The sequence below is a fragment of the Imperialibacter sp. genome (genome assembly GCF_040222815.1).
Classification (GTDB): domain Bacteria; phylum Bacteroidota; class Bacteroidia; order Cytophagales; family Cyclobacteriaceae; genus Imperialibacter.
The window spans coordinates 551302-570663 of record NZ_JAVKCH010000015.1; the positions used below are offsets into that span (position 1 = coordinate 551302).

The 19362-nt window shown below is 46.0% G+C and carries 20 protein-coding genes; 10 read left to right on the forward strand and 10 right to left on the reverse strand.

The features are described 5' to 3' along the window. Positions 1 to 98: 98 nt before the first annotated feature. On the reverse strand, positions 99 to 1124 hold the full coding sequence (locus RIF36_RS06855; RefSeq protein WP_350126620.1) for an imelysin family protein: 1026 nt from the start codon (positions 1122 to 1124) through the stop codon (positions 99 to 101). A 300-nt stretch (positions 1125 to 1424) separates the two neighbouring features. Here RIF36_RS06855 and fumC point away from each other — a divergent pair, with 300 nt between their 5' ends. The 3 genes from fumC to map all read left to right on the forward strand — a co-directional run bounded on the left by fumC (position 1425) and on the right by map (position 4460). After that, positions 1425 to 2825 (forward strand): class II fumarate hydratase, encoded by a 1401-nt coding sequence (gene fumC, locus RIF36_RS06860; RefSeq protein ID WP_339785541.1) that lies wholly within the window; start codon positions 1425 to 1427, stop codon positions 2823 to 2825. A 75-nt stretch (positions 2826 to 2900) separates the two neighbouring features. After that, entirely contained in the window at positions 2901 to 3506 is a 606-nt protein-coding gene (locus RIF36_RS06865) for an Ezrin/radixin/moesin family protein (protein ID WP_152001598.1), read from the forward strand. Positions 3507 to 3674: 168 nt separating this feature from the next. After that, a complete protein-coding gene (gene map, locus RIF36_RS06870) occupies positions 3675 to 4460 on the forward strand; it encodes a type I methionyl aminopeptidase (RefSeq protein WP_152001597.1) in 786 nt (261 codons plus the stop codon). Between the two features lie 5 nt (positions 4461 to 4465). Here map and RIF36_RS06875 read toward each other — a convergent pair whose 3' ends face one another. Both RIF36_RS06875 and RIF36_RS06880 read right to left on the reverse strand, forming a co-directional pair. Next, positions 4466 to 4816, reverse strand: coding sequence for a VOC family protein (locus tag RIF36_RS06875; protein WP_350078714.1), 351 nt, complete (start codon positions 4814 to 4816; stop codon positions 4466 to 4468). After that, on the reverse strand, positions 4809 to 5057 hold the full coding sequence (locus RIF36_RS06880; RefSeq protein WP_350078716.1) for a hypothetical protein: 249 nt from the start codon (positions 5055 to 5057) through the stop codon (positions 4809 to 4811). Before RIF36_RS06880 ends, RIF36_RS06875 begins: the two co-directional genes overlap by 8 nt. Before the next feature lie 364 nt (positions 5058 to 5421). Here RIF36_RS06880 and RIF36_RS06885 point away from each other — a divergent pair, with 364 nt between their 5' ends. The 4 genes from RIF36_RS06885 to RIF36_RS06900 all read left to right on the forward strand — a co-directional run bounded on the left by RIF36_RS06885 (position 5422) and on the right by RIF36_RS06900 (position 10120). After that, entirely contained in the window at positions 5422 to 6981 is a 1560-nt protein-coding gene (locus RIF36_RS06885; RefSeq protein WP_152001595.1) for a hypothetical protein, read from the forward strand. A gap of 49 nt (positions 6982 to 7030) precedes the next feature. Continuing rightward, complete coding sequence (locus RIF36_RS06890) at positions 7031 to 8812, forward strand: chloride channel protein (protein ID WP_350078718.1); 1782 nt, start codon at positions 7031 to 7033, stop codon at positions 8810 to 8812. A gap of 201 nt (positions 8813 to 9013) precedes the next feature. Further along, positions 9014 to 9496, forward strand: a complete 483-nt coding sequence (locus RIF36_RS06895) for a TlpA disulfide reductase family protein (RefSeq protein ID WP_350078720.1) — start codon at positions 9014 to 9016, stop codon at positions 9494 to 9496. Between the two features lie 12 nt (positions 9497 to 9508). Beyond that, on the forward strand, positions 9509 to 10120 hold the full coding sequence (locus RIF36_RS06900) for a thioredoxin family protein (protein ID WP_350126626.1): 612 nt from the start codon (positions 9509 to 9511) through the stop codon (positions 10118 to 10120). A gap of 43 nt (positions 10121 to 10163) precedes the next feature. Here the strand turns inward: RIF36_RS06900 and RIF36_RS06905 are convergent, their stop codons facing one another. The 4 genes from RIF36_RS06905 to RIF36_RS06920 form a co-directional block, all read right to left on the reverse strand. Beyond that, complete coding sequence (locus RIF36_RS06905; RefSeq protein ID WP_350078724.1) at positions 10164 to 10826, reverse strand: energy transducer TonB; 663 nt, start codon at positions 10824 to 10826, stop codon at positions 10164 to 10166. Between the two features lie 24 nt (positions 10827 to 10850). Further along, positions 10851 to 11036, reverse strand: a complete 186-nt coding sequence (locus RIF36_RS06910; protein ID WP_152001590.1) for a hypothetical protein — start codon at positions 11034 to 11036, stop codon at positions 10851 to 10853. Beyond that, a complete protein-coding gene (locus tag RIF36_RS06915; protein ID WP_350126629.1) occupies positions 11033 to 11593 on the reverse strand; it encodes an RNA polymerase sigma factor in 561 nt (186 codons plus the stop codon). Before RIF36_RS06915 ends, RIF36_RS06910 begins: the two co-directional genes overlap by 4 nt. 77 nt (positions 11594 to 11670) lie before the next feature. Then, positions 11671 to 12714, reverse strand: a complete 1044-nt coding sequence (locus RIF36_RS06920; RefSeq protein ID WP_350078728.1) for an RluA family pseudouridine synthase — start codon at positions 12712 to 12714, stop codon at positions 11671 to 11673. A 39-nt stretch (positions 12715 to 12753) separates the two neighbouring features. Between RIF36_RS06920 and RIF36_RS06925 the strand changes: the two genes are divergently transcribed. The 3 genes from RIF36_RS06925 (at position 12754) to RIF36_RS06935 (ending at position 16858) form a co-directional block, all read left to right on the forward strand. After that, positions 12754 to 13659, forward strand: a complete 906-nt coding sequence (locus tag RIF36_RS06925; protein WP_350126632.1) for a 1-aminocyclopropane-1-carboxylate deaminase/D-cysteine desulfhydrase — start codon at positions 12754 to 12756, stop codon at positions 13657 to 13659. Between the two features lie 68 nt (positions 13660 to 13727). Beyond that, the gene (locus tag RIF36_RS06930) at positions 13728 to 15356 is read left to right on the forward strand and encodes a hypothetical protein (protein ID WP_350126635.1); all 1629 of its coding nucleotides are present in this window, start codon (positions 13728 to 13730) and stop codon (positions 15354 to 15356) included. After that, a complete protein-coding gene (locus tag RIF36_RS06935; protein WP_350078734.1) occupies positions 15353 to 16858 on the forward strand; it encodes a DUF5723 family protein in 1506 nt (501 codons plus the stop codon). Before RIF36_RS06930 ends, RIF36_RS06935 begins: the two co-directional genes overlap by 4 nt. 1 nt (position 16859) lies before the next feature. On the opposite strand, the gene RIF36_RS06940 is transcribed toward RIF36_RS06935, so the two are convergent. The 3 genes from RIF36_RS06940 to RIF36_RS06950 are packed head-to-tail and all read right to left on the reverse strand — an operon-like array spanning position 16860 to position 19327. Then, positions 16860 to 17465: a DUF2179 domain-containing protein gene (locus tag RIF36_RS06940; RefSeq protein ID WP_152001585.1), complete on the reverse strand. Its 606-nt coding sequence runs from the start codon at positions 17463 to 17465 to the stop codon at positions 16860 to 16862. A 12-nt stretch (positions 17466 to 17477) separates the two neighbouring features. Next, on the reverse strand, positions 17478 to 18851 hold the full coding sequence (gene radA, locus RIF36_RS06945) for a DNA repair protein RadA (protein ID WP_350126637.1): 1374 nt from the start codon (positions 18849 to 18851) through the stop codon (positions 17478 to 17480). A 35-nt stretch (positions 18852 to 18886) separates the two neighbouring features. Further along, positions 18887 to 19327 carry an SRPBCC family protein gene (locus tag RIF36_RS06950; protein ID WP_350126640.1) on the reverse strand — a complete coding sequence of 147 codons (441 nt, stop codon included), beginning with the start codon at positions 19325 to 19327 and terminating at the stop codon, positions 18887 to 18889. Positions 19328 to 19362 lie beyond the last annotated feature (35 nt).

Genomic DNA, 19362 nt, shown 5'->3' on the forward strand with positions numbered 1-19362 from the left:
GATTAATTATAAACAATGGCAAAATTATCTTTATTTAGATTTAATACAAATAAAGAAATAGGAAAATATACAGAAAAACTGCTGTCTTTGGATGGCGGTCAGTAAGTAATCTCCACTCTTAAAGCAGGAGCCATTTCTTTCTTGATCAGATAAGACAATCCGATCAACTGATTGTTGAGTTGTTGCACAGTCGGCAGGTTGCTCTCTATTTGATTTGAGAGTGGGTCAGTCATTGACTGTAGAGTGGAAGAAACAGAGCCAAGGCCTGAAGCCACAGCCTCGGACAGCGGCTGGTCGGAGGCAGAAAGCTTAGCCCCTTTGATGTTGAGGTATTCATCAAAGCCCAATCCATCTACTCCATTTCTCGAAGTCCCGGTAAAAATCAATCGATATGCCTCGATGTTTGCTTTGAGCAGCTCAAGAGAATAGCCCCCGTAGTAGGCCTCTGTTGCTTCAGGGGCAGCCAAGCCACCGCTATAGTCGCCCATTGGAATACCTACTTTGGCTTTGGTCACTGTCAGCTCAAGGCTTTTAGCAAGACCGTTGACGAGATCGGAAACAGAACTTCCTTCTTTCACTCCCAGGGCGTCGTCGTCAGCAAAAAAGACGTAGTAAACACCCCCTATGGCCGGATCCCAGGAGCGATAAACTAAATTTGATGCCAGCGAAATCTGACCGGCAACACCAAGCAGATAGCCGTTTAAAGTCGTTTTGCTTGCAATCGTTGAAAGCAATTTTTCATCTGTAACGAACTTGTTATTGAGCAGGTAGTCAAGGGCAGGAAATCCCTTGGCATGGCTGTTTTCCGGAAGATTTAAGTCGATATTCGAGCTATCCAGGTTAGCTTCAATTTGGGAAATATCAGCGGGAAATGAGTTTATATCTGCCCCCAGGTCACGCAGTTCTGAAGGGCCAAACTCAAACGGCAGGCAATACTGCCACGATAGCCACGCTTCTTTGAGGCTTTGCCTTGCCATAAGCAAGTTGTTCTTGGTGGGCTGTTTGATCAAGCGATCCAGGGCCGTGTCGAGGGCCATGCTCTTTTCAGTCAGGTCCTTGTAAGACGGAATGATCAAATTCTTCCCAATGTTTTCAACAAACCCCTTCTGGTCAAAAAATCTCACCAGTGTTGGGTCAGGGCCCTTTTCAAAGCACGAAACACAGGAGATTAAAAAAAACACTCCCAAAAAACAGTTCCTCATTTTACTCTTCATTGCCTGCTCATTATATGCTGTTGACCCTATTCCGGGAGAGAACGTTGCAAGTTATTTTACTCTTGCCAAAAATCTATTCACAAAGCGTAAAAACCTGAAAGCGATTCTCTTTGCATCTCCTGCCACATATAATAGCGTAGCTATAAGAAAATAGGTGTCAATTCGGCTTGGTTTTTACTAATTTAGCCCTCAGAATTAACTAACAGTACAATGAGTATAAGAATAGAGAAAGATACAATGGGCCCGGTGGAGGTGCCTGCTGAAAAATATTGGGGCGCTCAGACACAACGATCAAGAGACAATTTCAAAATCGGCGGAGACAGTGCCCGTATGCCTATTGAAATAATCAGGGCGTTTGCCGTACTCAAAAAAGCTGCTGCTCAGGCCAACAATGAACTTGGCGTATTGCCAAAAGACAAGCTCGACCTCATTTCCAAGGCTTGTGACGAGGTGCTGGAAGGGAAATTAGATGATCAGTTTCCGCTGGTGATCTGGCAAACCGGCTCAGGCACCCAGTCGAACATGAATGTGAATGAAGTGGTGGCCAACAGGGCGCACGTTATTAACGGTGGCAAGCTGCTCGACGAAAAGAAAATCATCCACCCCAACGACGACGTCAATAAGTCGCAGTCGTCCAACGACACCTTCCCCACCGCCATGCACATTGCCGGCTACAAAATGGTGGTTGAGGTCACGATTCCCAAAGTTCAGAAACTGCGGGATACACTCGCTGCCAAGGCAGCCACCTTTAAAGATGTGGTAAAAATTGGCCGGACGCATTTTATGGACGCTACCCCGCTTACGCTTGGTCAGGAGTTTTCTGGTTATGTGTCGCAGCTGGATCATGCACTCAAGGCACTGAAAAACACCCTTCCTCATTTATCGGAGCTGGCTCTTGGTGGCACTGCGGTGGGCACAGGCCTCAATACCCCAAAAGGATACGACGTGCTGGTGGCGAAAAAAATCGCTGCTATATCAGGCCATCCTTTTGTTACAGCCGAAAACAAGTTTGAGTCACTGGCTGCTCACGATGCCATCGTTGAATCGTCGGGCGCACTCAAGCAGCTCGCTGTGAGTCTGATGAAAATTGCCAACGACATCCGGATGCTTTCCTCAGGCCCCCGCAGTGGTATCGGGGAAATTCTCATCCCTGAAAACGAACCCGGCTCGTCCATCATGCCTGGCAAAGTGAATCCTACTCAGTGTGAAGCACTGACGATGGTATGCGCTCAAGCCATTGGTAATGACGCAGCCATTACCGTAGGAGGCATGAACGGCCATTTTGAACTGAATGTATTCAAGCCGGTTATGATTGCGAATTTTCTTCAATCAGCCCGCCTTTTAGGCGATGCCTGCGAGTCTTTCAACGACCATTGCGCCATTGGCATCGAGCCTAATCATCCTGAAATAAAAGACAAGCTGGAAAAGTCATTAATGCTCGTAACAGCGCTGAATACGCATATTGGGTATGAAAATGCAGCTAAAATCGCCAAGAAGGCGCACAAGGAAGGAACCACCCTCCGGCAGGCCGCTATTGAGCTAGGACTTCTTACCAATGAACAATTCGATGAGTGGGTAGTGCCTAAAAATATGGTTGGCAGCTTGAAATAGTGCAAATTGAAATTTGACATTATCAAACATATTTTTGTACATTGCTAACGAGTTATATTAAAATTTCAATTTAAGATGAAAAAACTCTTCAAATTTTTACCAATTATCTTTGGTCTTGCTGTAGCCCTGCCTACTCAGGCACAGATGTCGAAGAAAGAAAAAAAGGAATGGAAGAAAAGGACTAAGTCCCTGGAGCCAGAACAATATAAAACGCTATTAGAGGAAAACCAGTCGCTGAAGAGCCAGGTAAGTACATTAAAGAATCAAACAGCTGACTTTGACAGCAAACTGGCCGACAAAGATTCTCAGATTAGCGAGTATCAGGAAACCATCAGCTCTCTTCGCTCCGACTTGTCAGCAACGAGAAAACAACTTCAGGATGCCAATGCTGCACCTGCGACGCCTGCCGGTATCAACGCCAATGTTGGTGTTGTGTTCAAAGTGCAGGTGGGCGCCTTCAAAAACAAGGATCTCACCAAGTTTGCCAAAGACAATGAGAACTTCAGTGCGGAAACAGATGGTGACGTGAACAAGTACACACTGGGCGTTTTCAAAGACTACTATGAAGCCGATGCATTCAAAAAGTATTTGAGAGAAATGGGCGTGAAGGATGCCTGGATTGTGTCTTTCAAAGATGGACAAAGAGTGCCTATCAAAGATGTGCTGGAAGGCATCATATAAAAAATTCTATTTAATTGAAAAGGCGGCCACAAGGTCGCCTTTTTTGTTTTGCCCCGGCACAACGAGTTGAGCTACCTTTTGAGGATTATTTAGCTTATCTTTGTGGTCTTTTTGAAAGGCGGGGCCTATATCCGGCACCATATTGATTACTGAGAGATTCTGATTTATATGATTCAATACAAGACCGCAGAGGAAATTGAGCTAATGAGGATAAGTGCCCAGCTAGTTTCACGCACACTGGGTATGCTGGCAAAAGAAGTACAACCGGGTGTCACACCTCTGCATCTCGACAAGCTTGCAGAAGAATTTATCAGGGATCACGGAGCTATTCCGGGGTTTCTTGGGCTTTACGATTTTCCTAACTCCTTGTGCATGTCGCTCAACGAGCAGGTTGTGCATGGCATTCCATCAGGCAAGCCACTAGCGGAAGGCGATATCATCTCGATTGACTGCGGGGTACTAAAAAATGGCTACTACGGGGATCAGGCCTATACTTTTATGGTGGGAGAGGTGTCAGACGAAATCAAAAAGCTTCTTAGGGTGACCAAAGAATGCCTCACATTGGGCATTGAGCAGGCCACGGCCTCCAACAGAATTGGTGACATTAGTTTTGCTATTCAAGCGCATGCCGAAGCCAATGGTTATGGCGTGGTGAGGGAGCTTGTAGGGCATGGCCTGGGCAAGAAAATGCATGAGTCTCCCGAAGTGCCCAATTACGGAAGAAGAGGCAGTGGACCAAAAATCAAAGAAGGTCTCGTAATAGCCATCGAACCCATGATCAACATGGGAACAAGAAGGGTAAAGCAGCTGAGAGACGGCTGGACAATTATTACTGCCGACAACAGACCCTCGGCCCATTACGAGCATGATGTAGCCATTGTTGATGGCAAGCCAGATGTTCTTACCACCTTTGATTTCGTAGAAGAAGCGCTGGGCGTGCTCCAGAGCAACTAGTGTCCCTACCAAAGCCCTGGGGGCACAATCTCTATCACATGCCCGTCGGGGTCTTCAAAGTAGAAAGAGTAAATCCCTTCTTTCCACTTCTGCTCGTGCGTTATTTCGACACCCTTTTTTAGCAGTGCAGCCTTCCATCCGTCATAGGTCGGCGCTGGCACTTCAAATGCAATGTGTTGCTTGCCCTCCGCATAATGTGGCGGCAACACCTTTTCATTGCGTGTGGCCGATGCATCGAAACAAAGCAACACTGTGTCGCCCACCTCAAAAAAAACATGACGGCCGGGCACCATTGCGATGACCGGCAGGCTCAGACATTCGTGATAGAACTTCCGGGTAGCCTCTAGGTCAGACACATAAAGACATGTTTCTTTTATCCTTGTTATCTTCATTTACATCTATCTCTTGAAAAAACTCACTAAAGAGTTTACGTTCAATAAGTTTGGTCTGTTCACCGTTTCCCCATTTCACGGAAATTTCGTACATTCCATTATACTTTCTTCCCTGGTAAACCGAGCCCTGCTCATATCCGTTTAAACCAACAAATGGTTTTGGCGCCTTAACGCACTCAAATCTAATTTTAAATTTATCAGTCAACACCGTGCTATTTATTTGGGGGGCAAATATAGCCTTATCTCAAGTTTTGCTGTTACATTTCTGACAATAATTGTTAACATTTATTTTTTGTACTTTTCCAATATGCTGTTTCTCTATTCCATGTGTTCAGGTCATCCGATAGTTGGCAGAAAACCATGTTGGGATATCCATTCTCCCATTTACCAAACCCCCTGTAAATTAATTCTTAGCATAAAACCCTTGAATCCGTTATAATTTATTTAATTTAATCTCTAGAAGGGTTTGTCCTATGGCTATTTAGCTGCTTTGGGGTAAAATTCGACACTTGAATCAGTATACTCTATTGTTTTCACAAATTGTACTCTTTACGTATTAGCACATTATAATGGAAGAACTAGTTAAGCTCATTGAAATTGCAAAAAAGAAAGGTCAGCGAAGCATACAGCTCGTTAACCAGAATTTTCGAAAGAAGGAAATCTCAAAAGACAATCAACTTTATGAGGGGATTATAACAGGAGAGTTTCTCAACGATGATGATGCAGCCACCAAAATGTTTGACACTGATCCTGGCAACAGAAATTACAGAAACGCCAAGACAAAGTTAAAACAGCGGCTTCTCAATCATCTTTACTTTCTCGACTACGACAAGGACATCTACACGTTGCACAACAAGATGTCCTACGAATGTCTTCATACGCTGCATCAAACGAAGATTCTTTTCATGGAGGGATCTTCAGAAATTGGCATTCGGCTTATCCCTCAATTAGTAAGGGCCACTACCGAGTTTGAATTCCACGAGATAAAAATCGAAGCGCTCATTATTCTGAGGAACGAATATGCGCACATGGGAAAGCTTACGCCCTACCTTGAAACTCAGGCCGAAATTGATGTGGTTACCAACACACTCAAAATAACCCGGCAGTGCGAGGAGCTTTACTTTAGTACGCTGGTTAACATCAATAAGTCGGTAAGTGCCCAGCAGCGGGTTATTGATGCTATTCCGAAGACTATCAAGCAAATAGAAGAGGCTGCCAAGCAGCTTAAAAGCAATCGACTTGACGTGCTGTCGTACAAGCTAAAGTTGCTGTACAACCAGCTTACCTGGAAGTTCAAAGAGAACCTCACCATTTGTACCGAAATAGAGAAAAAGTACCTCAACAAGCACAACCATGAGGTGGAGGTTGATTTGAGCAAAAATCAAATTTCTCTGATAAAAATCTATTGCTTCTACAACACGGGGGATGTTGAGAACGGAAAGGCGTATGCCACCAAGGCACTCAGCCTCTTCAAAAACGGCAGCCCTGAGTGGTTTGATTTCATGGAGTACTACTTCCTGCTACTAATGAAAGGGGAGATGTACAAAGACGCCGGAAAAGCTTTCAGAGCCATCAGAACCAACAAGAACTACGTGCATCTTGACGAGGTGGACAAAAATCGCTGGCTGATCTACAGAGCCTTCCTTGTTTTCGTCAACGACGAAAAGCTACTCAAATGGGGCTTTGACCTCGAGGAGTTCCTTAACAAAGTGCCTGACTACTCCAAAGACATGAATAACTACGCCGTCGGCACATTGGTTATTCAATTCTTATATCTGTTGAGAGATGCGGAAGTAATCAAGCTCAAGGCCGTGCTTCAAGAGCTTGAGAAATACAACTCCGAGCATTTGGACAAGAGAACAAACTACAGGAACAGCATCTTCATCAGGTTGATTTCTATGGTAACTGAAAATGAGTTTAGTCACGATGCCATCAAAGACAGAGGCAAGGTATACTTCTCGAAACTGAAGAGGACAAAAATCCCTTGTGAGATCAAGGTTGACCTGGAAGTGATTCCTTATGAAATCCTATGGAGTTATATCCTGAAGATTTTGTCGAGCAATAAGTTTTATGTTCACTATCGTTTCTACGACATTCACTTCAAGCAGATGGCGGAACAAGCGAAGTAAGTGATATCGAAGGTCAACATCTCTTATATTTTGTAGTACATTTGACGATATGAGAGGAAATGATGTGCTTCTGAAATTTCTCATTTGGAGGCTCAGAAACATCAGCGATAAGAACTTCATTCTGATCCTGGCGGGGATTGTCGGGGCCATTGCAGGGATTGCTGCGGTGGTGTTGAAGAGCAGCGTTCATTTCATTCAACGACTGCTTGAGAGAAATTTTTATCTGTATGATATCAATTTCTCTTATCTGGTGTATCCGTTGATTGGAATTGTTATCACGCTGGTCATTTCCAAATACGTCCTCAAAGAGAAGCTCGGCCACGGTATTACCCACGTCCTCTACTCGATATCCAAAAATTCGAGTATCATCAAAAGGTCGAAAATGTACTCCCGCATGATCACCAGTGCCATTACTGTTGGCTTTGGTGGTTCTGTGGGGCTGGAGGCTCCTATAGTGGTCACAGGCTCGGCCATCGGCTCCAATATTGCCCAGCTTGTTCATCTCAACTACAAAAAGAGGACGCTTTTAATAGGGTGCGGAACAGCTGGTGCCATCTCGGCTATATTCAACTCGCCTGTTGCTGGCGTTATATTCGCCATCGAAGTAATCCTGGCCGACGTCACCATTTCGTTGTTCATTCCGATTTTGATTGCCTCGGTAACCGGCTCTCTCGTGTCAAAAACGCTGTTGGGAAACGACATTCTTTTCTCATTTCAGTTAAAAGACTCCTTTACGGCGGCCGATACCCCCTACTACATTTTGCTTGGTGTCGCATGCGGTTTAGTCTCCTTATACTTTACCCGACTCACCTATTTTGTTGAGGGCAAGTTGTCCGGCATTAACAATGACTTTAACAGGGCGCTTATGGGTGGTGCCGCCCTTGCGCTTATCATTCTGATTCTTCCTCCAATATATGGTGAGGGCTATGAAACTATTAAGTCGCTTCTCAATGGAAACGAAGATGAAGTGCTCCAGAGGAGCTTATTTTATGGCCTCAGAGAGAACGGGCTTATCATCATCTTCTTCTTGTTTGCGGTCATGCTCCTCAAGCCAATCGCCTCGGCCACCACTATTGGCGCTGGCGGCAGCGGTGGTATCTTCGCTCCTTCCCTCTTCCTGGGTGGGGTTACTGGCTACTTTTACGCCCGCACCATTACGCAGGTATTTCCATTTACCAACCTCAGCCTGAGCAATTTTACACTAGTGGGCATGTGCGGCGTTATGAGCGGCGTGTTACATGCGCCCCTTACTGCCATCTTCCTTATCGCCGAAATCACAAGCGGGTATACATTGTTCGTTCCATTGATGCTGGTCTCCGCTATATCATACAGCACTATTTCCTACTTCGAAAAGTATTCCATTTACACCAAGCACCTTGTGGAGAAGGGCGACCTGATACCCAACGACAAGGACAGGCTGGTACTTAGCCAGATACTGCTTGAGAAAATAGTAGAAACCGATCTTTTAACCATTCACCCAAATGCCACGCTGGATGACCTCGTGAAGTTAGTCAGGAAGTCGAGACGCAATATTTTCCCTGTGGTAAATGATCTTGGTGAGCTTGAGGGAATCATCACTTTGGACGATGTGAGAGAGATCATGTTCAACGAAGAAGCCCGAAAAAGCATCATTGTAAGAACCTGGATGACGCCACCACCGGCGTTTGTGTCTTCCAATGAAAAAATGCAAAGCGTGATGAACAAGTTTGAGATTTCGCAGGCATGGAATCTTCCTGTGATCGATGACGGAAAGTACATCGGCTTCGTCTCTAAATCCAGCATTTTCAGCGCCTACCGCAGCAAGCTCATCCGCCAAAACCAGGAGGAGTAACCACATTTGTGGAAAACGGGCGGACTTATCCACGGGGTTTCCATTTGGAGTTCTTTTATATTCCATTGATAATCAAACTCTTGCGACAAAGGCAGTAGGCGGGTGTGGATAACTCTTGCTAAATGTGGATATCTGTGGGATTTACACCCTAATCGCCTCGTTGACAAAAACATTACTGACATATAATTCGTAAATTGGGGTATGCGACGCACAGTAGTTTTGTTATTTTTTCTATTCGGTGCCGGTGCAACCATTGCTCAAGAAGTAGAGGTAATCAAGTATCCGCAGTTGGACGCCATTATAAATGCGAAAGAGGATGGAGTCAAAGTCATTAACTTTTGGGCTACCTGGTGTAAACCTTGTGTAGAAGAAATAGGCTATTTTGAAGCTGCTAACACCCAATTCAGAGACAAAGGAGTTTCCGTTACTCTGGTCAGCTTTGACTTTGGCAAGGATGTTGAAAAGAAGGTGCAAAAGTTCATTGATAAAAATGACCTTCGCTCAAGAGTGCTAGTGCTGGACGAAACCGACTATAATTCGTTTATAGATAAGGTCTCTCCTTCGTGGTCGGGGGCCATTCCGGCGACACTCATTGTGAACTCAAAAACCGGCAAAAAGCAGTTCTATGAAAAGACGTTTAAGGAAGGGGAACTGTCTGAGGTTATTGAAGCTTTTATAAACTAAACCCTACTTACAATGAAAAAGACAATCAGTTTGATAGTGTTGCTGGCCATTGTTCAGGTCAGTGCCGCACCTTTTGATGGGGGATACGAGGTAGGAGATATAGCCAGGGACTTTCAGCTTAAAAATGTGGATGGTGCCTCAGTAAGCCTGTCAGACTACAAAGAGGCTAAAGGCTTTATTGTGGTTTTTACTTGCAATACTTGCCCCTATGCCAAGTTGTATGAGCAAAGGATCATTGCTCTTGACAAAAAATACAAGGGGGCTGGCTATCCTGTCATTGCCATTCAACCCAACGACGGCTCGCTGTCACCCGGCGATTCGTTTGAAGCGATGCAGGCCAATAGCAAAAAGAAAGGTTTCAGCTTCCCTTACCTGCTTGATGAAACCCAGGAAATTGCCCGTGCTTACGGTGCTGCCCGAACACCACATGTTTTCCTACTGAACAAGGAAAGTGGCAAGTTGAGGGTCGCTTATATCGGTGCCATTGACAACAACCACCAAGATTCGAATAAGGCGGATAAAAAGTATGTAGAAGATGCCGTAGATGCGCTGATAGCCAGCAGAAAAGTCCCTGTAACCTTCACCAAGGCCATTGGCTGTACGATTAAATGGAGCGGCACTTGACCGTAATAAGAAAGGCTGGGGTTTCCAGCCTTTCTTATGTTCTTTAATGAAGCTTGTAAATAATTGGCAGCACCATCCTTACTTTGACGGGACGGCCACCTTGCCTGCCGGGCTTCCACGCAGGCGCTTTGGAAAGCACCCTCAGCGACTCGCTATCGAAGTCTTCGTTGATGCCCTTAATCACCTTTAAGTCCGTCAGGTTGCCCTGCTCATCTACAATGAACTGAACATAGACCTTCCCCTGAATATCGTTTCTGATGCCGCTTTTTGGGTACCTGATATTCTTGCCAAGGAATGCCATGAAGTCAGCCATGCCCCCTACCGGATCGGGCATTACCTCGGCATAGTCTACAAACTCTGGGGCAACCTCATCGATCGGCTCCGGCATTAGTTCAGAGAGGTCGATCTCTTCCACTTCAACCGGGTCAATAATCAGCTCAACTTCCGGAACATCAATTTCATTATCAACTTCTTTGATCTCAGGCATAACAACCTTTGGCTTAGGTGGATCCGGAACTTTTGTCAGAGGCACATCCACAACCTCAATCACCTGTGCGGCAATTTCTGCGACAGTAATCGGCGGCTCATACGCCGTGCGCCACTCAAAAGCCGTGACTACCAGCGCCAGGGCCACCATAAATCCAATGGACAGGTGCAGGCCGTAACGGCGCTGTACATCTGCCCGGGGGTTTTTCTTTGCTTCCATTTTTGTAGTGTTTAAAGTTTACGGTTATCGAAATAGAAAAAAGAGTGCTACGCTTACTGCTACCAGAAAAAGCAAATAGAATAATCTGGTCATCACCTGTTTGATCCGTTCCTTCTTGTACCGACGGCTCAGCTGGTCGAAGTTTTTGTACCTCGACGTCCGCTTTTCGTGAAAAGCCCCCCTCCGTATCCGTATATCGTACTTCTTCATCGCCCCGACACTTTTTCTTTTAACTTTTGCAATGCCCTGTAATACCTCATCTTCACTGTACTCTCATTCTTTTCGAGGATGAAAGCGATCTCATAAAATGCCTTCCCTTCAAAGAACTTGAGCTCCAGAATGGCCACTTCGTCCTCATCGAGCAGGTCGATAAGGCTGATCACTTTTTCAGCCTCCATTTTCACCTCCACCTCGCTCTCCAGAATCTCCCTCAGGTTCGTCTCGTCAATGCTGATCACCATCCGCTTCTTTGTTCGGTGATAGTGGGCCAGCACCTCGTTTCTGGCTATTTTCATCAAGTAGGCCTGATAGGGCACACCGTTGTACTGAAACTTTTTTATCGCCAGCATGGCCTTGAGAAACACTTCCGAAACAAGGTCGGCTGCCAATTCATCGTCGTCCGTTTTGCGCAAAACAAACCGGAAAATCGAGTCGTATTGTTGGTTATAAATCTTGCCGAAATGGTCAATATTTTTCTTCGAAAGAAGGAGGAGCTCTTCTTCGTTGTAGTCCGACTGTGCATTTTCTATGTGAGTCTCCTCTTTCAAAAGAACCAACTTTCCTATTAAAATCAGGAGATCAGCAGAAAAGTCACAATAGAAGCAGAAAAAGTTTTTGTGAGCTGCTAATTATACTGCAGGTAGTGCTCCCATTTGTCGATTACAGAAGTGAAATCTTCCGGAAGTTCGGACTCAAATTGCACAAACTCTTTGGTGGCGGGATGAATAAACCCAAGCGACTTGGCATGCAGGGCCTGCCTGGGTATCAACTTGAAACAATTGTCGACAAATTGTTTGTACTTGGTGAAAATTGTGCCTTTTACTACCCTGTCGCCGCCATAAGTAGCGTCGTTGAAAATCGGATGCCCGATGTACTTCATGTGTGCCCTGATCTGGTGAGTGCGGCCCGTTTCCAGGTTGCACTTGATCAAAGCTACATACCTCAAATCCTTCAGCATTTCATAATGCGTAACAGCATTTCTGCCGAAGTCGCCATCAGGAAAAGCTGTTGTAACCCGGCGGTCCTTCAGGCTTCTTCCGAGAAAGACATCAACAGTACCTTTTTCCTGCTCAGGCACACCCCACACCAGGGCATAGTAGGTTCGCTCAATGGAGTGGTCGAAAAACTGCCTGGCCAGAGAGTTCATGGCCAACTCCGTCTTTGCTATTACCAGCAGGCCACTGGTGTCTTTATCGATCCTGTGCACTAAACCAGGCCTGCCTTCATTGCCTTTCATTTCCGGCAGCTGCTGAAAATGGTAGGTAAGGGCATTGACCAGTGTGCCCGACCAATTATTAAATGCCGGATGAACCACCATGCCAGCGGGCTTATTCACCACAAGCAGGTGCTCATCTTCGTAGACAATATTAAGCGGAATGTTTTCGGGCACCACCTCAGTGTCTCTGGGCGGCTCAGGCAATGAAACCGTGATCACGTCGTCCGGATGAATCTTATAGTTCGGCTTTACAGCCTTGTCATTAACCTGAACAAACTCATCCCTGATCGCATCTTGTACCCTGTTGCGGGTGGTATTGGGAAGCCTGTCGGTTAAGAACTTATCTATTCGCACAGGGCTCTGCTTTTTATCCACCACAATCCGGTGGTGTTCAAAAAGCGCCCCTTCTTCTTCGTCCAAAAAATCTTCTCCCAAATCAATTTCTTCGCTCATGGTGCAAAAATACACAGAAGTTCTGCCAATTTTGAATCAATGATTTATCCCGCAGCGCAGCCTGTTCCAGAGATTGAAGTGAAGGCTCCTTTTATTGAAAAGGCTGGCGTGAAACTTATTGTACGAAGAGAAGATTTAAACCATCCTCACATTTCGGGAAATAAGTACTGGAAACTAAAATATAACCTCCTGGAAGCCGACAAACTCGGCCATCACACGGTGCTGACCTTCGGTGGAGCGTTCTCTAACCACATTGCCGCCACTGCTGCCGCTTGCAAGGCCGTTGGGCTGAAGTCGATTGGCATCATTCGAGGTGAGGATGCCGACCTGAGCAACCCCACCCTGGCGCAAGCGCTCAAAAACGGAATGGTCTTGCACCGGATATCAAGAACCAAATACAGAGAGAAGGAATTGCCTTCATTTGCTGATGAAATGAGGACGCTATTCGGTGATTTTTTTCTCATTCCCGAGGGTGGCACCAACCACCTGGCCATTCAAGGAGCCTCAGAGATGGTCAATCGAATAGACACTCCGTATGACTATCTGGCTTTACCGGTGGGAACCGGTGGCACGATGGCTGGCTGCATAGACTGCCTGAAGGGAAAGAGGCAAATAATCGGCTTCTCAGCCTTAAAAGGCAACTTTCTTACTGAAGAAATAATAGCGCTTCAAAGGCAACACAGCCTAAGCGCTTTTGGCAATTGGGACATGATAAACAATTACCATTTTGGTGGATATGGAAAGGTTAAAGATGATTTGATTGTATTTGTAAAGGCCTTCGAAGATGAATTTGCCATTCCTTTGGAGCCTGTCTACACAGGGAAAATGATGTTTGGCCTGCTTGAGATGATTAAAAATGCTTACTTTCGTAAAGGCTCGGTCATTTATACAATACATACCGGAGGGCTACAAGGCAGGGCCGGCTTTAGGAGAATACTTGCATAACGGAACAAATCGGTGTTTCTGTGTGACGACTTCTCCAGACTATTATTTTTTTTATACTATCGACCTTAATGACTTTTTTGGAGAAAAGTCCATTGTCCTGGTTAATAAAAGGAGCATTGGCCATTCTTATTTCTGGCTGCGGGATAAATGACCTGGAATTTGGCAATCTGGACATCCCCGACTACGAGCCGACGCTTGCCGTTCCGTTGGGAGTGTCGAGGTACACCATGCGGGAGCTGGTAGGCGACCTTCAGGACAATGCTTTGACCATTGAAGAGGGTGAGGATCTGTTCATGACCATCGTGTATATGGACACCTCCTACAACGACGAACGGGAAGCTTTTCTCTATTTTCCACCCATCAATAAAAGTGATATAGTATTTCCTTTTGTGTCTTCGGCTCCTGGCGGACAGACCGAGGTGATCGAATTTGAAAAGGTGATCACCTTCTCTTTCGATGCCTTTTTTGGCGAAAAGGTCGATTCCATTTTCTTTAACAGCGGAAATCTGGCGCTGGAAATCAACTCCCGCTTCCGGAGTGACGTCATGCTGGAATTCGGCTTTCCTTCTATGTTTGAGACAGCCAACAATTCACCGGTTAGCATTTCGGATACTTTAAGCTTTGGCACAACAGTGCCGGTAACATCGATCACAAGAATGCCGCTGGGAGGCAAAAAGTTTCTTTTCCGAAGAAGGGAAGAGGCCAACGATTTTGACGTTATCATCAAAGGAAAAGTAGTCGTGAAGCCAGGTCAATCGGTCGATTTTTCAGACTTCTTTCGCTTTTCAATTGACTTCTCAGAAGCAACTTACTCTCATGTGCATGGCTACTTCGACCAAAAAGAGGGCCTCTTGCAGGACAGAACGATAGAGCTTAAGTTTTTTGAAACGTTTGGAGATTATGGGCTCGACTTTAAAGATCCCAAAATTATTCTCAAAGTTGATAACTCATTTGGGTTTCCGTCGGGCCTGTTGATGAACAACCTTTCCGCAAGTAACAATGACAGCACTTCCATTGCGCTGACCGGGTCAATAACCGAGTCGCTGCAATTTGTAAATTACCCAAAGCTCGATTCTATAGGAAAAACCAGCCACTCAGAGTTCGTCATCAACGCCCAAAACTCGAACATCAGGGAGCTTTTTGGCATCACGCCGGTCAAATTCAACTTGCCTTTAACAGTCATCTCCAACCCCGATGTTTTTGAAAAGGACTACCTGAATTTCATGACAGACAGCAGCAGGTTCAGGACCATCACTGTGGTGGAGCTGCCCTTCGAAGTGAGGATGCAGGAGTTCACCACCAACCTTAAATTTGGCACAGACGAAATCGATCTGAAAAATCTTCAGGAAGCAGTTTTGAGGTTTTACACCGAAAACGAAATGCCGTTTGAGGGGCGGCTTGCCGTCAATTTTGCCGACAAAAATGACACTATCCTTTTCACCGTGCCTGAAGAGCTGGTACTGACGGCGCCGCAAGTTGACGCATCGGGGCGCACCTTGGAGTCAAAAAAGCTGCTGTCAGAAATTGACCTGGGAATAGAGGGCACCGAGGCACTAAAGAACGCCGACCATCTCAATGTGGCCATTATCATCAATACGTTTAATGCTGCTGAAGAGGAGTACGTCAGGCTGTATGCCGACTATGCACTTGATATCAATATCTCCGTTTTGGGCCGCTTGAAAATAAAAATCCAATGAGGTGCTGGCTAGCAACCATATCAATCATTATTTGCTGTTGCGCAACTGTGAGGGCGCAAAATGGATTGGGGCTATACACACTGGGTGATGCTGTGCCCCAAAATAGCCGGTTGAATCCTGCCAATGAAATAAAAGGCAAGCTGGTGTTGGGCCTGCCGGTCATTTCTGAAATGGGACTGCATGTTAACAACAGCTTCGGTTATAATCAGGCACTCACCAAACTGGAAAATGACTCTGTGAAACTGGACGTTGACAAGGTCATCTCTCACCTAAAAAAGAAGAATGCCCTGCTATTTGAAACAAGTATCCCCCTGCTCTATGTGGGCATCAAGCCGGAAAAGTCTTCTTTTGGCTATAGCTTGTTTGTCAACGAACGAATTAATGTGCGGGGCCAGTACACCAAAAATTTGGTGAGGACAGCCTGGGAAGGCACCAACTCACTTGTAGGCCAGCCGCTCGATATAGGCAAGTCGGCGTTCAGCGCTTCATACTTCAGAGAGTATGGAGTTGGAGTGAATACTTTCCTGATGAATGATGACTTGAAAATTGGCGCCAGAATAAAGCTGATCCAGGGGATATACAACGTGAAAACACTTTGGGGAATGGATGCCAGAGTGGATCTTGAGCCGGAAACCTACAGCTACGGTTTTCTATTTAAAAGGGCTGGACTAAATGCCGCTGGAGTAAATGAAGATCCCTCCGTTGGCTACCTGCTTTCAAACCCAAACAAAGGAGCGGCCATTGACCTCGGTGCCACGTGGAATCATCAAAACCTGTATAGTGTGTCGGCATCCATCGCCGACCTCGGTTATGTGCACTGGAAGGAGTTTAGCCAGAATTTCATTCTCAGCGATACTTCATTTGCTTTTCAGGGTGTCAATTTCACGGCTGATGGCGATATTGAAAGCACCATTGACTCACTAAAGAATGCCTTCACACCAAAGGAAACGGCCAATCCATATTCGGCGATGTTAAGTGCCAAATCAATAGTAAGCGGATCGCTGCTGCTTGGCCCTGTTGACAGAGTTACTGTTACAATGATGAATCAACTTCTTGTGGGCAAAGTAAAATCGGCCTTCGCTGTGTCTTATGTGAAGCAGTTAACGCCAGGTATTATAGCTTCTGGCAGCGTGGTGAAACTGCCGCAGCAATGGCCCAGGCCAGGGCTCGCTTTGTCGATGGCCGGGGGCCCTGTTCAGTATTATATCGCCTCCGACAATCTGATTGGGTTTGCCAATGTAGGTAACATGAACACACTGGACTTTAAAATGGGGGTTAACCTTATCATCGGAAGTGGCAAAGCGAAGAATGAAACTGATTTACCGCCAGCGTATCGATCCAAGCCAAAGTTCTCAAGCAACGATGAGGGGGTGGACTACCCCACCGACCCAAGACTGAAACCGCCTACGGTGATTCGCAAAAAGGATATCTATACCATCATTACCAAAAAGAAGCAGCCAAAAAGCTGGAAGAACTGGTTCAAGAAGAAGTCGGATAACTAACCTAGCTCCTGTTGATCCCTCTGAGCCGCCCCAGCACTCCCTGGTAGGCAGCAGGCTGATCGAACACGTCATCGTCGCTTACTTTTTTTACACTCTCCACAGTGTAGTAAGCCTGGGGATTGTATTTTTTGATGATGTTGATATAGGTTGGCAGCTCGTCCCTTTTCACAACGGTAAAAAGCACATTGACCTTGCCATCATTGCTTTCCGCATCGAGGTTAGAGTAGCGGTAGCCCTTCTCCTTTAAAAAGGCTGTGAGCTGCTCAGCCGGATTTTGGGTAATTACCCTTACTACTACCCTGCCAAGGGCAAGCTTTTCTTCGATGACCATGCCCAGGAAGGTTCCCGTGGCAAAACCTCCTGCATAGGCAAAATAAGAATAGAAGGCGTCGATATTGGTGATGATTTGCCGGATGGCAAGCAACCAGATAAAGGCTTCAAAAAAACCAAGAAGTGGTGCAAGCAACTTCTTACCATGCATGACAAAGATAATCCGCACTGTGTTAATGGACACATCGCACACTCTGGCGAGAAATATCAGCGCAGGGATAACTACGTAGGTGAACACCGACTCACTGATCCCCAAACCTTCGAAAAACTCTTTCATTGCCTGTTTTAGTTAGCCAAACAAATCGGAAATCACTTCGTGGATTCTTCCAAACTGCCTGACGGCTATTTTAAACTTTTTTCCTTCTATTGCCCGCTGAGCAAACTTAGAAACATAAATGGCCTCAAAGCCCAGTTTTTCGGCCTCCATGATCCTCCCATCAATCCTGTTCACTGCTCTGATCTCACCCCCCAATCCCACTTCCGCAGCAAAGCAAACTTTTGAGGACACAGGAATTTCCTCCAGAGATGAGATCATGGCCATGCAGATGGCAAGGTCGGCGGCAGGATCATCCAGTTTCAAACCTCCGGCTACATTCAGGAAAACGTCTTGCGTTCCAAGCCGAAAGCCTCCTCTTTTTTCGAGCACCGCCAGCAGCATGCTTAACCTCTTATTGTCGAAGCCGGTAGACGTTCTTTGCGGATTGCCGTAGGTGGCCGGGCTTACCAAACTCTGAATCTCGATGAGCAAAGGGCGGTTGCCTTCCAGGGTAGCGGCAATGGCCACGCCACTCACGTCGCCGTCCTTTTGCGAAATAAGAATTTCGGATGGGTTTTTCACTTCTCTGAGGCCTTCTCCCTGCATTTCGTAAATGCCGAGCTCCGAAGCAGCACCGAAGCGGTTTTTTGTTGTGCGCAAAATGCGATATACCAAATGGCGGTCGCCTTCGAACTGCAATACCGTGTCAACCATGTGCTCCAGGACTTTTGGGCCGGCAATAGCGCCCTCTTTGTTGATGTGACCAATGAGAAAAACAGGCGTGTTGGTTTCCTTGGCGAACTTCATCAGTTCTGCTGTGCATTCCCTTATCTGAGAAATACTGCCGGCAGCTGATTCTACCTTATCGGAGTAGAGTGTTTGGATGGAGTCGATGATCAAAAGCTGAGGCTCCAGCTCTTCGATTTGCCGGAACACATTGGCAATGCCTACCTCAGACAGCACAAAGCAGTTGTTGTTTTTGATGCCTATTCTCTCCGCCCGCATTTTGATCTGCTGCTCACTTTCTTCTCCCGATACGTAGAGCACCTTGAGGTTGGGTAACTGTAGCGCTATTTGCAGCAACAGTGTCGACTTGCCGATGCCTGGCTCTCCGCCAATCAGCACCAGACTGCCGGGAACAATACCGCCCCCAAGCACCCTGTTGAGCTCTTCGTCGGCTGTTTTGATCCGCTGCATGGCCACAGACTCCACCTGGTCAATCGCCTGAGGCTTAAACGCACGGGCAGGGCCACTGGCTTTTTTCCATGAAGGAGACGAAGCGTGCTCCTTTTCTATTACTTCTTCAACGTAGGTGTTCCATTCCCCGCAAGAGGGGCATTTACCAGTCCACTTCGGTGATTGTGCACCACAATTCTGACAAAAAAAAGCTGATTTTACTTTGGCCACGATGGCCCAAAATTAGAATAAAAATAAGAGAAGACTTACTTACTGAATACTTTTCGGTAAATGGGTTTCCGGTAGAGGAATTGAAGATAGAGAATCGGGTAAAGTAGCCAATTGGTGAGCAACGCAGGTGTGGTGAATTCGATGTCGTCGGTGATGCTTGTGCCTCCTTCGGCATTGGCTTCATTGAGGTGGTGGTGCTTCCAGCTTTTCAGAAAAAAAGGCAGCCGAACACCTTCGTCAACAAAGGAAAACACAGCACCATTTGAGAGATCATGTGTAATGAGGCTTTCCCAGATCTGCGTAAAAAAGATAAAGTTTAGCTCAAGCCCCACTTTATCTCCCTTTTTGCAACCATCGAAGCGCAGGAGCTTCACAGGCGGAAAAGGCGGATTTAACTTTAAAAAAAGCTTGTCGGTAAATCCTTCTCTTACTGTCTGCAAATCAGCTTTTACCCGGGTTCTGATTTTTATTTTCATTTCTATTAATAAAACTACCTGTTTAGTAAATCAAA

Coding starts and splice junctions, on each gene's coding strand:
- RIF36_RS06865 (WP_152001598.1), top strand. CDS start 2,901: ATGAAAAAACTCTTCAAATTTTTACCAATTATCTTTGGTCTTGCTGTA.
- RIF36_RS06900 (WP_350126626.1), top strand. CDS start 9,509: ATGAAAAAGACAATCAGTTTGATAGTGTTGCTGGCCATTGTTCAGGTC.
- RIF36_RS06905 (WP_350078724.1), bottom strand. CDS start 10,826: ATGGAAGCAAAGAAAAACCCCCGGGCAGATGTACAGCGCCGTTACGGC.
- RIF36_RS06930 (WP_350126635.1), top strand. CDS start 13,728: ATGACTTTTTTGGAGAAAAGTCCATTGTCCTGGTTAATAAAAGGAGCA.
- RIF36_RS06925 (WP_350126632.1), top strand. CDS start 12,754: ATGATTTATCCCGCAGCGCAGCCTGTTCCAGAGATTGAAGTGAAGGCT.
- fumC (WP_339785541.1), top strand. CDS start 1,425: ATGAGTATAAGAATAGAGAAAGATACAATGGGCCCGGTGGAGGTGCCT.
- RIF36_RS06940 (WP_152001585.1), bottom strand. CDS start 17,465: ATGAAAGAGTTTTTCGAAGGTTTGGGGATCAGTGAGTCGGTGTTCACC.
- RIF36_RS06895 (WP_350078720.1), top strand. CDS start 9,014: ATGCGACGCACAGTAGTTTTGTTATTTTTTCTATTCGGTGCCGGTGCA.
- RIF36_RS06935 (WP_350078734.1), top strand. CDS start 15,353: ATGAGGTGCTGGCTAGCAACCATATCAATCATTATTTGCTGTTGCGCA.
- RIF36_RS06885 (WP_152001595.1), top strand. CDS start 5,422: ATGGAAGAACTAGTTAAGCTCATTGAAATTGCAAAAAAGAAAGGTCAG.
- map (WP_152001597.1), top strand. CDS start 3,675: ATGATTCAATACAAGACCGCAGAGGAAATTGAGCTAATGAGGATAAGT.
- RIF36_RS06950 (WP_350126640.1), bottom strand. CDS start 19,327: ATGAAAATAAAAATCAGAACCCGGGTAAAAGCTGATTTGCAGACAGTA.
- RIF36_RS06920 (WP_350078728.1), bottom strand. CDS start 12,714: ATGAGCGAAGAAATTGATTTGGGAGAAGATTTTTTGGACGAAGAAGAA.
- RIF36_RS06910 (WP_152001590.1), bottom strand. CDS start 11,036: ATGAAGAAGTACGATATACGGATACGGAGGGGGGCTTTTCACGAAAAG.
- RIF36_RS06890 (WP_350078718.1), top strand. CDS start 7,031: ATGAGAGGAAATGATGTGCTTCTGAAATTTCTCATTTGGAGGCTCAGA.